The organism is Affinundibacterium seohonense (assembly GCF_014284305.1).
Classification (GTDB): Bacteria; Pseudomonadota; Gammaproteobacteria; order Burkholderiales; family Burkholderiaceae_D; genus Undibacterium; species Undibacterium seohonense.
On record NZ_JACOFW010000008.1, the window covers coordinates 49,041 to 64,646 of the forward strand.

Annotated in this window: 14 protein-coding genes; 7 read left to right on the forward strand and 7 right to left on the reverse strand. The window is 47.8% G+C overall.

The features are described 5' to 3' along the window. Positions 1 to 80: 80 nt before the first annotated feature. The 7 genes from H8K52_RS09240 to H8K52_RS09270 form a co-directional block, all read right to left on the reverse strand. Positions 81 to 1,325, reverse strand: a complete 1,245-nt coding sequence (locus tag H8K52_RS09240; protein WP_186922615.1) for a cystathionine gamma-synthase family protein — start codon at positions 1,323 to 1,325, stop codon at positions 81 to 83. Positions 1,326 to 1,604: 279 nt separating this feature from the next. Continuing rightward, positions 1,605 to 2,834 carry a hypothetical protein gene (locus H8K52_RS09245; protein ID WP_186922616.1) on the reverse strand — a complete coding sequence of 410 codons (1,230 nt, stop codon included), beginning with the start codon at positions 2,832 to 2,834 and terminating at the stop codon, positions 1,605 to 1,607. A 62-nt stretch (positions 2,835 to 2,896) separates the two neighbouring features. Then, complete coding sequence (locus H8K52_RS09250) at positions 2,897 to 3,388, reverse strand: hypothetical protein (protein WP_186922617.1); 492 nt, start codon at positions 3,386 to 3,388, stop codon at positions 2,897 to 2,899. Between the two features lie 64 nt (positions 3,389 to 3,452). Beyond that, positions 3,453 to 4,055, reverse strand: coding sequence for an RNA polymerase sigma factor (locus H8K52_RS09255; RefSeq protein ID WP_186922618.1), 603 nt, complete (start codon positions 4,053 to 4,055; stop codon positions 3,453 to 3,455). Between the two features lie 200 nt (positions 4,056 to 4,255). Beyond that, positions 4,256 to 5,131, reverse strand: a complete 876-nt coding sequence (locus H8K52_RS09260) for an alpha/beta fold hydrolase (RefSeq protein ID WP_186922619.1) — start codon at positions 5,129 to 5,131, stop codon at positions 4,256 to 4,258. A gap of 137 nt (positions 5,132 to 5,268) precedes the next feature. After that, positions 5,269 to 6,249 carry a flagella assembly protein FlgT middle domain-containing protein gene (locus H8K52_RS09265; RefSeq protein WP_186922620.1) on the reverse strand — a complete coding sequence of 327 codons (981 nt, stop codon included), beginning with the start codon at positions 6,247 to 6,249 and terminating at the stop codon, positions 5,269 to 5,271. Positions 6,250 to 6,262: 13 nt separating this feature from the next. Continuing rightward, positions 6,263 to 7,126, reverse strand: coding sequence for a ferritin-like domain-containing protein (locus H8K52_RS09270; protein ID WP_186922621.1), 864 nt, complete (start codon positions 7,124 to 7,126; stop codon positions 6,263 to 6,265). A 56-nt stretch (positions 7,127 to 7,182) separates the two neighbouring features. On the opposite strand from H8K52_RS09270, the gene H8K52_RS09275 reads away from it, so the two are divergent. The 7 genes from H8K52_RS09275 (at position 7,183) to H8K52_RS09305 (ending at position 15,533) form a co-directional block, all read left to right on the forward strand. Next, positions 7,183 to 7,713, forward strand: a complete 531-nt coding sequence (locus H8K52_RS09275) for a gamma carbonic anhydrase family protein (protein ID WP_186922622.1) — start codon at positions 7,183 to 7,185, stop codon at positions 7,711 to 7,713. A gap of 42 nt (positions 7,714 to 7,755) precedes the next feature. Beyond that, positions 7,756 to 8,682 (forward strand): Hsp33 family molecular chaperone HslO, encoded by a 927-nt coding sequence (gene hslO, locus H8K52_RS09280; RefSeq protein WP_343044170.1) that lies wholly within the window; start codon positions 7,756 to 7,758, stop codon positions 8,680 to 8,682. Between the two features lie 97 nt (positions 8,683 to 8,779). Beyond that, on the forward strand, positions 8,780 to 9,997 hold the full coding sequence (locus H8K52_RS09285; protein WP_186922624.1) for an efflux RND transporter periplasmic adaptor subunit: 1,218 nt from the start codon (positions 8,780 to 8,782) through the stop codon (positions 9,995 to 9,997). Continuing rightward, positions 9,994 to 10,728, forward strand: a complete 735-nt coding sequence (locus tag H8K52_RS09290) for an ABC transporter ATP-binding protein (protein ID WP_186922625.1) — start codon at positions 9,994 to 9,996, stop codon at positions 10,726 to 10,728. Before H8K52_RS09285 ends, H8K52_RS09290 begins: the two co-directional genes overlap by 4 nt. Positions 10,729 to 10,754: 26 nt before the next feature. Next, positions 10,755 to 11,912, forward strand: a complete 1,158-nt coding sequence (locus H8K52_RS09295; protein ID WP_186922626.1) for an ABC transporter permease — start codon at positions 10,755 to 10,757, stop codon at positions 11,910 to 11,912. Next, positions 11,909 to 13,078 (forward strand): ABC transporter permease, encoded by a 1,170-nt coding sequence (locus H8K52_RS09300; RefSeq protein ID WP_186922627.1) that lies wholly within the window; start codon positions 11,909 to 11,911, stop codon positions 13,076 to 13,078. The genes H8K52_RS09295 and H8K52_RS09300 overlap by 4 nt, the downstream gene beginning before the upstream one ends. A gap of 193 nt (positions 13,079 to 13,271) precedes the next feature. Continuing rightward, on the forward strand, positions 13,272 to 15,533 hold the full coding sequence (locus H8K52_RS09305; RefSeq protein WP_186922628.1) for a DUF6600 domain-containing protein: 2,262 nt from the start codon (positions 13,272 to 13,274) through the stop codon (positions 15,531 to 15,533). The last annotated feature ends 73 nt before the right edge of the window (positions 15,534 to 15,606 follow it).

The following is a 15,606-nucleotide window of genomic DNA, read 5'->3' on the forward strand; positions in this document are numbered from 1 at the left end:
TCGACTAGACAAGTCTAAAACAAAAGCAGCGCATCTTGCTTAGTCGATGCGCCACCGGGAGCTATCACAGAGTAGCGGAATCAATACTGATTCAGTGCGTTGGCAAAGTCTTGCAACAAGTCATCAGTATCTTCAATCCCGACCGAGACGCGAATCAAAGAATCAACGATCCCCATTTCTGCACGACGTTCCGGCCCCATCTCAAAGAAAATCGTATGCGCAACCGGAATCACCAACGTACGAGTATCCCCCAGATGTGTGGCGTTAATCGCCAGTTTCAAGTGGTTCAAATAATCAAAACAATCGATTTCTGGTTTCAGCTCGAAACTCAACAAGGCACCATAAGCGCGGAATAGCTCTGTTGCTATAGCATGCTGGGGATGTGATTCCAAGCCTGGATAATGCACCACTGCCACACGCGGATCCGCTTCAAGTAAGCGAGCCAGCTCCAAGGCATTTTCACTTTCGCGTTGCATGCGAAGTGCCAGCGTTTCCGCACCGACCGCCACTTGATGCGCAGCATCCGGCGAAATCGAGGCGCCAAAATCGCGTAAGGCCTTTGCACGAAGATGAGCGATGCCTTGCTGTGCTGATGCTAATTTACGGAAATTTGGCGCGATATGCGGATAGCTAGCCCAATCAAACAAGCCGGTGTCAGTCAAAGCACCACCTAAGACATTGCCATGACCTGCGATGGATTTAGTCAAAGAATTCACCACCAAACCAGCACCAACCGCCTTGGGGCGGAATAAGTATGGCGAAGTCATGGTGTTATCGACGACATACAAAATGCCGTGCTGCTGACACAGTTCACCGATGCGTTTGAGGTCGGCGATTTGTGTGCGTGGATTAGCGATCGTTTCAACGAAAACCATACGGGTTGCGGGTGTGATCGCCGCTTCGATCTCAGCGACTTTAGTCGCATCAACCAAAGAAAGAGTGATGCCTTGCTCGGCACATGTTTGCCAAACGCTATTCGTATTTCCAAACAAAAAACGCGAGGAAATAATGTGATCGCCCTGACGCAATAAGCCCTGAAATACCGCACCAATTGCGGCCATACCGGTAGCGAAGCACAAGCTCGCGCTGCCATCTTCCATCTTAGTGATCTTGTCCTCTAAAGCCGATACTGTGGGATTGCCCTGACGCCCATAACGATAACCCGGCTGCTTGCCTTGAAATACATCGGCAAGTTCTCTGGCATTTTTGTAGCCATAAGTGACGGAAGTGTGAATCGGCTTGTGTGGCGAACCGTGTTCGATGTCTTTTTGACGGTCGTTATGCAAGATGGTGGTGGTAAATCCGTAAGACTTGGCTGTGCTCATGATAAAAATAGGCGAATGGTTAAATACTGGATAAGTGCTTAATCGAAGCGAAAACAGGAGTTTAACCTAGATTCATGTTCGACTCTCCTCTGCACCAGTAGACTACATAGCCTTTACTTGGTTCGATGCCCAAACAAATAAAAAAAGCGAACCGATTCATAGAATCGATTCGCCATCAGCCTTGCTAGGCAAAAATCTTCACTTGCTCACGCACCTGCAAATTTATCTATTTGTACAAATAATCATTTAGATCAAATATCCAGATTCATAGATTGATACTTACTTCTTTTCAATACGGATTTCTTTTTCGATTCTCTGCATTTTTTCAGCTTTATCAGTTTTGTCGGTCTTGTCATTCGAGTCAAACTTCATCACTTTTCCCATTTCACTCAAATCACTCAATTTATAGTCATTAGGTACGGCGAACATATTGGCGGGAACCTCATCGCGCTTTACATTGCTCAAACGATAAATGCGCTCACCCGAACGTGGATCACTGTGCTTTGAGTACAAGGTGATTTGCAATTCTGGCGAAGTCCAACTTTCGTCGCTGACCAAGATAGGATTGACGTTACCAATTTCACCGGCTGGAATTTCGTAGCTTTGAACCTTACCATCCGCCTTTATACCGTCAAAATCACGACTGCCTAGAACCTTGGTTTGACGCTTAGCTGACCATTTTGCATCACTAAAAATACGCGAGAAGTTTGCATCAAGCCCTGCACTACCTGTTTGCATTTCCATGTTCCGACCAGATTCTGATCCACGTACATCGATGGTCATATTTCTTTCGACATCTCCTGAAATCACTTTGCCGTCTGCCGATTTCACGGCACGACGAATTACCACATGACGTTCACCTTGTTTATCGCCCTCAGCTGCAAGTTTGAGTTCGATAACATCTTTACCGTCAGCGGCCTTAGTAATATTCTCGGTGACGATATTCAGAGCCGGTTTGCCCGCTTTCATTGACGCAATCGGCATCATCTTGAGCGCTGTCTTTGATTTTGGATTCAGGACAATTCGACTGACTTCCGGATCGTTAATAATAATTGTTCGTATTTCCCCTTTAGGATCACGAATTTCCTCTCTGGTACGACCTTGCGAATCACGATAAGTCAACATAGAAACTTTGTTAGCAATGACATTGCCATCTGCCAGTTTCTGCTGATTTTCTGTAATCACCTCCGCACTATATGGCGCATTTTTAATGATTTTTTCACCCATACGAATGCTCTGTGCATGCGTTAACAACGCCCCTCTGGGAGCATGCTTGATAAATACCTCATTGCGCATGACCTCGAGCCGCATATTTTGATCTTTATCTGCAGCATTTGCTGCATTTGTCCCAGATTGTGGTGTCTCTATATCCAAGGTATGAAACTCAAACGCAACCAGTTTTTCTGGTATGGCAGCACTTAACTTTGTTGCATAGACTGGTGCAGTACAAAACAAGGTCGACAGTAAGACTGCGAGCAATGGCTTCTTCGATTTCATCAATGTAAACATCTTTCTCTCCTTCATTGTTAATCTGAACATCTAGCTTCAAAACACCTGTCAACGAAAAATATTCACTCGCCAGGAATAAACCGTACTGCTAAATATTCATCATTCTCACCAACCAACATTTCTGCCCTTGATGTTTCCCCCGCATTTTGTGGATTCATCGGCACACCAAGTGAGGCCAATATCGTATGCGGAACATCAGCGCGCACAATACGCATACTGTCTTGTTTCAAGATATTCTCTCCACTCTCCAGAGCGATGAACGGAATGTCTTCATACAAGTGGTCGTCTTGTGCAAGTACGTTCGCCTCCGTATCAGCTAGCATAGGTTTGTTCAACACGATCAATGCCAACAGCAAACTCATCACTAACACACCACTCCATTGCCAAGGCTCGGCAAACCATTTACGCCACCATGCCTGCGGTGGATGTTGCTTCTTAAAAGCCGCAAGCAAATTTGCCTCAACACTTGCAGGCGCATGAAAGTCATGCATTTCCTGTTTGAGCGCCGCAAATGCAGGCCTCAGTTGCGCATTCACTTGATCGCTATCTAACATACAATTTCTTTCATAATCTCAATTAATCTATTCCACACTGCATTTTTATCCAAAACGGTTTGCACTAAGCAGCTTCGCATCGGTAACTTTGCAAGCGTTCTGCTAAGGCTTGGCGCGCCCGGGACAAACGCGAACGAACTGTACCAACGTTGATTTGACAAATATCAGCAATGTCCAAATAAGACAATTCTTGTAGCTCAAACAAAATCAAGACATCGCGGTAGTGTGGTGAAAGACAAGCAATCGCTGCACGCAACTCCTCCGCCATTTGGTGATGCAATAATCGTTCTAGTGGATTCAATTCTTCACTTGCTACTTCTACAGGCAGGTCCGCTTCATCTGGCTCCTGCTCTGAAAATAATGAGCCCGGCAACTGATTGTTAAAGCGATGCTGCGTTACCTCATCAAACTTCATCGCCACATTCCGCGCTACGCCGAATAAAAAATACAGCAAATTGCCTTTCAACGCGTCATAGTGATATTGATCCGCCATCAGCCCCATAAACACCTCTTGCACTACATCAGCAGCAGCCTGCGTTGAGCCGCAACGCAAAACCGCATAGCGATATAAAGCTGGATGGTGGCGGCGATACAAAGTGACAAAGGCAGATTGATCGCCATTGCGCATTTGTCGTATCAATTCAATATCCGGTATCAAGTCGCCCATTCGTCATTCATGTTGTGTTGGTTAAGCTGCCCTCATACTACTATTCCGATTGAGATAAAGAAAAGTTCCAACAATTATTCGTAATATGGTTGTTTGCTACGTTTTGCCTACGCTTTAACTGTCGATTGTATAAAAACAGGGACGAAAAAAAACCTGCAAGTCAATTAAGACATGCAGGTTTCTGATCCTAGCCAAACAACTTAGCCCAAGAATTCCTCGATCAGCTGCGCCAACACTTCTGGTTGATCATGATGCAACATGTGCCCCGCATCCATTACCACTTCAGTCTGAATCGTGGGAATAAACTTCATGCGACGATCAATTTCTACACGCGCCTCTTCTTTGGAGCCTATCATGCGCCAAATGTCGGTGTCGTTCGCTTCAACCCACAGCACGGGTGCTGCAATATTTTGCCAACATTGCAATACTTCATCGACGTGATATAGCAGCGGGCTAGAATTTTTGTGTGCTGGGTCAGCTAATAATTCCCATTGACCCTGAGCATTTTCTTTGGACCAGTGCTGCGCTAAGAAACTCGCGCGTTGATCGGACAATCGCGGGTTAGTCTTTTGGAGGCGCCCTGCCACTTCTGTCAGATCCGCATAGTGACGCAGGGTCGGTACTTCGCGCAGTTCGTCCAGCCATTTTCGGTACCGCCCCGGCGCTTGCTTGGCTTGCGTCATCGGCATGCCAAAGCCTTCGAGATTAATCAATTTCGCGATACGTTCTGGGCGTACGCCAGCATAAATCATGGCGATATTTCCCCCCATGCTATGGCCTAACAAATTAACCGGTTGCTCAGGTGAGTAATGCTGCAGGATAGCATCCAAATCAGCCACATAGTCAGGAAACCAGTAACTTTCTACTTTAGGATATTCAGTCAAGCCAAAACCACGCCAATCTGGCGCGATCACATGCCAGTCACGCGATAAACAATCAACGACAAATTGAAAAGACGCAGCCACATCCATCCAACCATGTACCATAAACAAGATCGGAGCATCGGGGTTTCCCCAATGACGAATATGCATATTCAGACCACGCAAGGGAATAAATTCGGAGCGACTGGCTTTCATAGTATTAACCTTTAGACAAAAATAGAACGACCGTTCGATAATTATAACCGATCACACGAAAATTGCTGCAGGACACAAAAAAAGCCTTGGAAGATTTTGCTTCACAAGGCGTTTTAGAAATTTCCAACGAATATCAGTCAGGGTTTGACACCATCAAAGCGCACGTAATCACCAACCTTAACTTTCACCGTTCCAATATTCCCTTCCCCCTCCAATTCGCCTAAGGAAAATTGTAGTTGGCTTTGATTGATCGTCAACTTTCCCATGCTCGCTTGTGGCGTTCCATAATAGATAGGGCGAGCCTGTATCGCAGTCATGCCTAACACTGGCAACTCATCGTAGTCAGAAACGACCAAACCAGTATCACCCGCCACCAAACTGGAAGTGGCACCAGCATCGACCATTAAACGCTTGCCATTCACTTGAATAATTTTCACGATCATGGGAAAGCCCGACAAATCTTTACGAATCCACGCGACAGATTCTTCCAGTATCGAGTCTATGGCTTTACCGTAGTTGGTAGCGTAAAAAGCGACACTACCAAATGGTTTGTCTCTACCGACTTTACTATCATCTTCGGAGGGACGATATAAATGATGCCGCTGTAAAAAAGCGCCAGTGATACCGTCATAGATTGCGAATTCGATTTCTATGTGGCGGCTACGACTCTCCCACAGACCAAAATAGCGCTTATCACTGCGCACACCAGCACTACGGATTTCGCCAGCGATCACAAATTGCGCATCATTTTCCGCAGCAACTTGCTTCACCAATTTCGCAGTCGGTGCTTCTTGTTTCAAATCATAAGAGAGTAAATCCTTTGATTGACGCACAATAAAATTACCTGAACGTTCGAGACGACTCAATAGCTCGCGTGGGATACCCTGGGCAATGTCGTCCATATCTTGCACTTGCGCAGGCACATTCACCGCAAACCCCGTCATGACGACTTTTTTCTTGAGTACGCGTTGTTCTGGCAGTGGCGCGGGTGCTGGCTTACCAAACAGTCCACAACCAATTTGGGTCACCCCCGCCAAAACGATCATACTGGCCACAAACGTGCCTTTAAGAGTCGTCAACAATGGCAATGCAAAAACAAATTTTTCCCTTGGCCCCATATTCACGTCCCTCTTATTGTATTTTCATCGCCGACAATTCTTCCGGCGTAAATCCTGCCGCCAATCGTGCCGGCACATTAAATGGGGCACGTAATTGCGGCGCCCTGAACTCTTGTGCCAGCGCAGAAAAACACGCAATCGGCTCCAAACCACGTTGTTCACAAAGATAGGCAAACCAACGATTACCAATTCCGACATGGCCAATTTCATCCCGCAAAATGATGTCCAAAATCTCGGCCGCAGCAAAATCCTTGGCCTGCGCTAACTTGGCCCTAAGTGCTGGTGTTGCATCAAGTCCGCGCGCTTCCATCGTTCGAGGAACCAGCGCCATGCGCGCCAGCACATCACTGCCTGTTCTTTCAGCTAACTCCCACAAACTATTATGCGCAGAAAAATCGCCGTATTGATAGCCCATGGTCAATAAATGATCAGCCAACAAACCAAAGTGATACGCCTCTTCCTGTGCCACTTGTAGCCAATCCACATAATAGGCTTCAGGCATATTTGGAAAGCGCCAAACCGCATCTAGCGCAAGATTGATCGCATTAAATTCAATATGCGCTAAGGCATGAATTAAACTGGCTCGTCCTTCGACGGTATTCATGGCACGACGTTTCACGTCTAACGGGGCGACTAAGTCTGGCTTTTCGGGTCTACCTGGAATTGAATCAGGCGCGACCATCTTGGTATCGCGATCCAATCGAACTTGACCTGACAACCAAGCTTGACGCAATTGCGTGACACTGGTCGCTTTGCGCCGTGCGTCGCTCTCGGCCAGACAACGAAGCGCGAGTTGACGTAATTCGTCAGATTTATGAAGATTACGATTACTTACTAATGCGTCATCAGAAAGTGGACTAAGTGTGGGTGAATTCATGCGTTGAGCGGTAAAATGGCGATAAATTATCAATCCCTCTATTTTACGGAAGAATCATGGCTATTTATCAGTTAGGCGACATTTCTCCTGAAATTGATGCGAGTGCGTACATCACAGACAGTGCAAAAGTCATCGGCAAAGTCAAAATCGATGCAGGGGCCAGCGTTTGGTTCGGCACCGTGATTCGCGGCGACAATGAACTCATTCATGTCGGTGAGAACAGCAATTTGCAAGAATCTTGCACATTACACACTGACCCGGGATATCCCTTAAGCATAGGCAAAAACGTGACCGTAGGCCATCAAGCAATGTTACATGGCTGCAGCATCGGCGAAGGCAGTCTGATTGGCATCCAAGCAGTGATCTTGAATGGTGCAAAAATCGGAAAAAATTGTCTGGTCGGTGCTGGCGCATTAGTCACTGAAGGCAAGGAATTTCCCGACAATTCCCTCATTGTCGGCTCTCCAGCGAAAGTCGTTCGCACCTTGAGTGACGAAGCCATCACGCAAATGCATGCCAACACCCAAAACTATGTAAAACGGGCACAAGAATACAAGACCCAACTCAAGCGCATCGATACCGAATAAGCAAAACATCAAGACTTCATGAATCATTTTCAAGGAAACACCGTGAAAGACAATCTACAAAAATTTATGTTTGAACACGCTGGCGTGCGCGGCGAATTTGTCGAACTGCCAAATACGTGGCAAGCAATTTTGTCACATCAAGATTACCCACAACCCGTCAAAATCATCCTCGGCGAGCTGCTCGCTGCCGCTTCCTTGTTGAGCGCAAACCTAAAATTCAACGGCAGCATGATCATGCAAATTCATGGTGATGGGCCGATTAAATTATTGGTGGTCGAATGCGATTCTGAACTACGTTTGCGCGCCACGGCGAAACTAGCAGCCAATGCCGTGATCGCTGACGATGCGACTCTCAGTGAGTTAGTGCACAGTCGCGGACAAGGGCGATTTGTGATTACCCTCGACCCGAATGACAAAATGCCAGGACAACAAGCCTATCAAGGCATCGTGCCTCTCGATGGCGATTCTATTGCGACCATCATAGAAAATTACATGATGCGCTCAGAGCAGTTGGATACTAAACTCTGGCTGGCAGCCGATGACCAAGTCGCCCGTGGTTTGTTATTGCAAAAGCTACCGAAAATTGGTGGCACAGAATCTAGTGTTGAAGATGAAACTGAAGCATGGAATCGTGCGGTGATCATGGGAAGCACACTGAAGCAAGAAGAGCTTTTGAGTACCGATATTGAAACTCTCATGACACGTTTGTTTTGGGAAGAAACTTTGCGCGTATTCGAGCCTTTGCACCCACAGTTTCATTGCAATTGCACCCGCGAAAAAGTCGGCGATATGCTCAAAATGCTAGGACATGAAGAAGTTAGCACTGCGATTGCGGAATTAAATCAACTCGACATCAATTGCGATTTTTGTGGCAAGCACTATAGTTTCGATCAAGTCGATTGCGCGCAATTGTTTACCGCTACGACCTTAACAGAAGGTATTATCAATCCGAGTCAAAGCTCGCACTAGGCAACAGCAGCAGGCATCGTCGTATTTGATTTCTCTTTGTTTTGTCGTTGCATCAGCAGCGACATGTCAACACCAATTTCATTAGATTGAAAACACCATGACTGATACTACCTCTTCTACGTCAACACTGAAAAAACTCAGCATCGATCGAGGATCACCACAGGCTGGCAAAAAGAAAGCTTGGGGCAAATGGGTAGTGATTCTGGTGGCGATCTGTGTTGTGGCTTTTGTCATATTGCAGCCACGGTCACAAGAGGTCCAAGTGAGCTCGGTTGTCACGACTTATCCTTCTCAGCAATATGCCCAACTCAGTGCCTCTGGCTACGTGGTAGCACAGCGACGCGCTGCTGTCGCCAGTAAGGCCACTGGGCGACTAATCTGGTTGAATGTGCGTGAGGGCAGTAAAGTCAAACAAGGTGAAATCATCGCCAAACTCGATGCCAGTGATGTTCAGGCAGCAATGGCTGCGGTGCAAGCGAGCATTCGTCAAGCCGAGGCTGGCGTCGCACAAGCGAATGTGGAATTGGTTAATGCCGAATCAGACTTACAACGTGCACAAGGACTAAAAGCGCAAGGTTTTTTATCGGCGCAAGCCATGGACGCGGCAGTCAAGCGCGTCAATGCCAGCAAAGCAGCGATGGTGTCTGCCAAAGCGACCGTGGCGGTCGCACAGTCACAATTACGTGTCCAACAAGTCAATCAAGATTTCACCGAAATCCGCGCTCCTTTTGATGGCGTCGTGTTGAACAAGAATGCCAACGTCGGCGATATCATCACGCCCTTCTCTAGCGCGGCCGGTAGTCAAGGTGCGGTCGTCACGATGGCCGACATGAGCACGCTAGAAGTCGAAGCCGATGTCTCAGAAAGTAATCTAGCAAAAGCGAGCATAGGTCAACCCGTTGAAATCACGCTCGATGCCCTACCTGATAGCCGTTTTCGCGGCAGTATCGCGGGTATTGTTCCCACCGTTGATCGCGCGAAAGCAACGGTCATGACCAAGATACGCTTCGAAAAACTCGATCCGCGCATCCTCCCAGAAATGAGTGCCAAGGTCACAATCTTATCCCAGGTCGCCAGCGATGCCGATCAAAAAGCGGTGTTAGCCATCAATCCCAAAACGGTCGTCGATCGTGATGGTAAGAAAGTCGTCTTCCGCGTCAAAGCCGACACGGTGGAAATACTCCCAGTCGCGTTGGGCCGAAAAATTGGCGATAATCAAGAAGTGACTGGTAACTTGCAATCGGGTGACAGATTGGTCTTATCACCGAATGACAAATTAGTCGCTGGTAAAAAAATCGTGGTCACTGGCAAATGAACGGCACCATAAACCCAACCACGAAGCCGCCTATTATTCGCATTCGTGATTTAGATAAATCCTATACGCGCGGCGGGCAACATATACCAGTCTTGGAAGGCGTCAATCTGGATGTCGAGACGGCTGATTTTTTGGCGCTGATGGGCCCTAGTGGGTCGGGTAAAAGTACCTTGCTCAATCTCATCGCTGGTATCGACAAACCGACCGCAGGCACCATCGAAATCGCCGGCGTCAACATTGCTAATCTCAGTGAAGGTGAGCTAGCCGACTGGCGAGCTGCGAATGTGGGATTTATTTTTCAATTTTACAATTTGATGCCTGTTCTCAATGCCTTTGAGAACGTGGAATTGCCGCTATTGCTGACTAATTTATCGCGCTCTCAACGCAAAGCGCACGTGACTGCAGCGCTAGAAATGGTCAGTCTGACCGACCGCATGGATCACTACCCCAATGAATTATCGGGTGGGCAGCAGCAACGGGTCGCTATCGCCCGCGCCTTGGTTACTGACCCGGCCTTGATTGTTGCCGACGAACCCACGGGAGACTTGGATCGAGTCACAGCACGTGAAGTATTAGATTTACTCGATGAATTGCATAGCCAGTTAGGCAAGACAATTATCATGGTAACCCACGACCCGAAGGCCGCATCACGGGCGCATCGTTTAGTCCATTTGGAAAAAGGCGTGCTAGTACCGGATCAAGCAATTGCGAACTCTGAGCATGTGCTCTAACCAATAAGCGCATCGGCAATTAACGCATGTTTATCTTTCGCCTCCTACTCAAAAACGCTTTTCGCCACAAGCTACGCACCCTACTCACGATGGTAGGCTTGGTGGTCGCCATTTGTGCGTTTGGTTTGTTGCGCACCATCATTGATGCTTGGTACGCTGGAGTGGATGGCACCTCCAGCGTACGCTTAATCACCCGCAATTCCATCTCCCTCACCTTCCCGCTTCCACTCAGTTATGCCGAACGCTTGCGCAATGTCGAAGGAGTGACCGGAGTTAGTTGGTCGAACTGGTTTGGCGGAATTTATATTACTGAACGCAATTTCTTTCCACAATTTGCAGTGGAACCAGCCAGCTATCTAGCGCTCTACCCCGAATATGTTTTGAAAGACGAGGAAAAAAAGGCCTTCATCCTTGATCGACAAGGCGCCATCGTGGGGCGCAAATTGGCTGATCAATATGGCTGGAAAATCGGCGATCAAATTCCTTTGCGTGGCACCATCTTTCCGGGCACCTGGACTTTTACCCTTCGCGGCATTTGGGATGGCGTCGATGCTAAAACGGACGAGTCACAATTTCTCTTTCATTGGCAACTATTGGCCGAATCCAATCGTAAGCGTTTCAAACGCGGCGCCGATTATGTGGGCGTGTATGTGGTTCGCATCAACGAACCAGACAATGCACCAGTGGTATCCGAGCGTATTGATGCGCTTTTTAAAAACTCTTTGGGCGAAACACTGACGGAAACAGAGAAAGCCTTCCAACTCGGTTTCGTTTCCATGAGTGAGGCAATTTTAGTCGCCGTCAATGCGGTCAGCTTTGTCATCATCATTATTATCATGGCTGTCATGGCCAATACGATGACCATGACGGCCCGTGAACGATTAGCGGAATATGCGACGCTGAAAGCACTGGGATTTTCCCCAGGTTTTGTGGTCAAGCTCTTATTTGGTGAAAGCTTGGTCATCGCTTTGATTGGTGGAGGTGCGGGACTCTTACTGACTTTGCCGATTGCAGCAGGATTTGCTAAAGCGGTTGGTACACTCTTTCCGGTATTCATGGTGTCGGAAACGACCATGATGTACCAAATCCTTGCCAGTCTCATCGTCGGTGTTGTGGCTGCCGCCTGGCCCGCTTGGAAAATGAGCAGAATAGATATTGTCAACGGTTTGAGGCACGTCGCATGAAGGCCATTCCATTCTCGTATGTCGCACGCAATTTGTGGGTACGCCGTGTGACCACCCTACTAACGGCTGGTGGCATGGCGCTGGTGATTTTCGTCTTTACGGTGGTACTCATGATGAGCGAGGGCATCAAGGCGACCTTGGTTGCTACCGGACAGCCTGATAATATTTTGGTGTTACGCAAAGGCTCTGGTGCTGAGATCAATAGCGGCATTTCCCGCGATCAAGCTGCCATCATCGCCAGCTTACCAGGCATTGCCACCAATCGACTCGGTGAACCTTTAATTAGCAAAGAGCCCGTTGTTCTCAACAATCTCGCTAAACGTAGTAATGGCAAACCGAGTAATGTGACTTTACGCGGTACTTCCGCATTAGGTCTAGAACTACGCCCCCAAGTGAAAATGATAGAAGGAAGAATGTTCCGCCCAGGCACTTCAGAAATCATCGCTGGACGTTCAATTTCACAAGGCTTTCGCGGCACAAGTTTGGGAGAAACCTTGCGTTTTGCGCAAAGAGACTGGCTTGTGGTCGGCATTTTCGATTCAGGCAAAACGGGTTTTGACAGCGAAATCTGGGGCGACAACGAACAAATGATGGCGGCGTTTCGACGCAATGCGTACTCGACCATCGTGTTCCGTTTAAATGATCTTAGCGCTACCGACAACTTGCAAGCGGCAATCAAAAATGATCCTCGTTTACAAATAGATGCTAAGCCTGAAATTCAATTCTATGCGGAACAAAGCGAAGCATTGGCGACTTTCATTCGTATTTTGGGACTCAGCCTATCGATTATCTTCTCGATCGGCGCCATTGTTGGTGCCATGATCACGATGTTTGCGGCGGTAGCGCAGCGCGTGGGTGAAATTGGCGCCTTGCGTGCACTCGGCTTCCGACGCAGTGCGGTCTTGGTCGCATTTTTGTCCGAATCTCTTTTGCTCTCTTTGGTTGGCGGGGTGATCGGTCTATTCGCTGCCTCTTGGATGCAAACTGTCGATATCTCTACAACAAATTTTCAAACTTTCAGCGAATTGGCATTCCAATTCAAGATGACGGGCAACATCATCGCGCAAACCATCGGTTTCTCCCTGATCATGGGTTTTATCGGCGGCTTCATTCCTGCCTGGCGTGCTTCACGTATGAAGATTGTTGACTGTCTGCGTGCATCATAGGCAAGGCGCAGCAATAGAGCATCAAATCACCAACATCCAGTTCACGGCAGAACGAGTTGTTGATCATAGTCAGTTTACATTTTTTACCGGTTTGTGAATTTTTGTGACATCCAAAAGCCTGCCTATCGCGTTATACCCCCACAGGTAACCTCGGGTAGTCTTCCAATTTATTCAAATGTGCGAAAGAAACATCATGAATATGCTTCAATTCTCCAAGAAAATTTGCAGTTTCACAGCCCTTACAGTTAGCGCATGCCTGCCATTTGCTTATGTTGCGGCACAAAGTAGTCCCCCTCCAAATTCCTCCATCAATACACAAAATGAACAAAATGATGAGCCGCCAAGTCGGATTGCACGCGTGGGCTATTCCTTCGGCAATATCAGTTTTGCTGATGCCGGAAGTAACGAATGGGTTCCCCTTTTAAGCAATCGTCCGATTTCTACTGGCGATAGCGTCTCAGTGCCGGACGGTGGTCGCGCGGAACTGCAAGTGGGTGCCAATGCTTTGCGCTTACATGAAAGAACCCGCATTAGTTTTATCAACTTAAACGACGACAGTACACAAATTCAATTGTCCCAAGGAAGCCTAGTTGTCAGGGTAAGAGCTTTACAAGAACGTGAAAACTTCGAAATCAACACACCCAATTTAAGTTTTTCTATACAAGAACCGGGTGAATATCGCATCAATGTCAATGACGATAACACTAGTACCGTGATCATTCGACGTGGCGTTGGTGTGGCACAGGGTGACAGAGACATCATCACTTTGCGCGAAGGCGAGCAAACTCGCTTTTCTGGTACCAATCTCAATCACACACAAATCGTCCGTGTTCCGCCATTCGATACGTTTGACCAGTGGGCAGCGGATCGAGACCGAGCAGAAGACAATTCTATTTCCGCAAGATACGTACCACGCGACATGGTGGGATACCAGCAATTAGACGAATATGGCAATTGGGATACTCACAATGAATATGGTGCGATCTGGTACCCACGTGGTATTTCGGTTGGCTGGGCACCCTACCGTGATGGTAAATGGGTTTGGGTCGCGCCTTGGGGCTGGACTTGGATCGATCGCTCTCCATGGGGTTTTGCCCCATATCACTATGGAAGATGGGCGTATGTGGGCAAGCGCTGGGGCTGGGTACCAGGTCGCTATGAACGTCATCATCGCCCGGTATATGCGCCAGCCTTAGTCGCATGGGTAGGTGTTGGCAGCGGTGGATTAAACGCAGGCATCAACCTTAATACCCGTCATACCCATGGCCCGTCGGTATCGTGGCTGCCATTAGGACCGGGCGAAGTTTATCGCCCACACTACACCCGCAGCAACCGCTATATTCAAAATATGAATCAGACGATCGTGATTAATAATACGACTGTCATTCATAAAAACGATAGGAAGAAACATGATGACAACAACTATCGCGACTATCGAAATCAGCACGTGCAAAATGCCGTGACATCGGTACCCACGCAAACTTTCGTACGCGGTGAACACGTCTTCCCTGCGTCATCAACGCTACGTGGATCTGACATCAAGCACATGCGAATCGACGATGATGTGTCGAGAATTGCACCTGAAAAAAATAACCGCTTCGGTGATGCACGCCCGCGCAACTGGCAAGAGAACGATCAATTCCGTGCGCGCCCTGTCATTACAGGTCCAAATCGCAGTGACGCCATCAAACTAAATGATGGCAATACCGATACACGATACGACGGCAACCGTAACAATAATCGTGATAACTACCGTGACAATCGAGGTCTTAATGCGCCAGTGCAAACGCAAATTCCGTCCCCTAACACTGTACGATCCACAGAGTTAAATAATAGAAATGAATTCAATGGCAATCGTTTTGAACGCCGCCAACAAAATGAAACCCAAGGATTAAATACACCGATTCAAGCGCAACAGCCTCAGCTTGTAGTACCCAACTCAACTGGAATTAAAACTGTGGAGGAAATGAATATTGAAAGGAATAACCATCGTATCCGTGCTGAACGCTTCGATCCAAGCGTACAAACACAACGCGACCGCTTTGATGATTCTAATCGCGCCGTTCTCAATCAGCCGCGACAAGAGCCACCACGTGAAATTCGAACTACACCGCCTATCAATGCCGGAATGCCAGTTAGCCGTCCGGTAGAAACAAGCGATGAGCGGACTGTGGAGAGAAATGGTGAGCGGAATTTTGACCGTATCAACGAGCGCAATGCGGAAAGAAATGAGCGTCGTTTCGAGCGTGGTGCAGAGCGTATGCCTGAGCGCATGTCTGATCGTGCTCAGCCAATACAAAGAGAAATGCCACAAACACCGCGTCCAGAAGCAAGGATGCCAGAGCCTAAATTTGTCGCACCAGAAATCAGACGTGAGACGCCTGTGAAAGCTGAAAAGCAAGAACGAGAGCATGGAAACAAGAGAGAATCTAGCCGTGACATACGTGAACAATAATGGCACTTAGCTAAGATCTGTTGAACCAAGCAAAGCTGCAGTAGCGCAGCTTTGCTTGGTTCTCAAGAGCTAG

Excerpts from the sequence above, each read along its gene's own strand:
- H8K52_RS09240 (WP_186922615.1), bottom strand. The coding sequence starts at position 1,325 with ATGAGCACAGCCAAGTCTTACGGATTTACCACCACCATCTTGCATAAC.
- H8K52_RS09245 (WP_186922616.1), bottom strand. The coding sequence starts at position 2,834 with ATGTTTACATTGATGAAATCGAAGAAGCCATTGCTCGCAGTCTTACTG.
- H8K52_RS09250 (WP_186922617.1), bottom strand. The coding sequence starts at position 3,388 with ATGTTAGATAGCGATCAAGTGAATGCGCAACTGAGGCCTGCATTTGCG.
- H8K52_RS09255 (WP_186922618.1), bottom strand. The coding sequence starts at position 4,055 with ATGGGCGACTTGATACCGGATATTGAATTGATACGACAAATGCGCAAT.
- H8K52_RS09260 (WP_186922619.1), bottom strand. The coding sequence starts at position 5,131 with ATGAAAGCCAGTCGCTCCGAATTTATTCCCTTGCGTGGTCTGAATATG.
- H8K52_RS09265 (WP_186922620.1), bottom strand. The coding sequence starts at position 6,249 with ATGGGGCCAAGGGAAAAATTTGTTTTTGCATTGCCATTGTTGACGACT.
- H8K52_RS09270 (WP_186922621.1), bottom strand. The coding sequence starts at position 7,126 with ATGAATTCACCCACACTTAGTCCACTTTCTGATGACGCATTAGTAAGT.
- H8K52_RS09275 (WP_186922622.1), top strand. The coding sequence starts at position 7,183 with ATGGCTATTTATCAGTTAGGCGACATTTCTCCTGAAATTGATGCGAGT.
- H8K52_RS09285 (WP_186922624.1), top strand. The coding sequence starts at position 8,780 with ATGACTGATACTACCTCTTCTACGTCAACACTGAAAAAACTCAGCATC.
- H8K52_RS09290 (WP_186922625.1), top strand. The coding sequence starts at position 9,994 with ATGAACGGCACCATAAACCCAACCACGAAGCCGCCTATTATTCGCATT.
- H8K52_RS09295 (WP_186922626.1), top strand. The coding sequence starts at position 10,755 with ATGTTTATCTTTCGCCTCCTACTCAAAAACGCTTTTCGCCACAAGCTA.
- H8K52_RS09300 (WP_186922627.1), top strand. The coding sequence starts at position 11,909 with ATGAAGGCCATTCCATTCTCGTATGTCGCACGCAATTTGTGGGTACGC.
- H8K52_RS09305 (WP_186922628.1), top strand. The coding sequence starts at position 13,272 with ATGAATATGCTTCAATTCTCCAAGAAAATTTGCAGTTTCACAGCCCTT.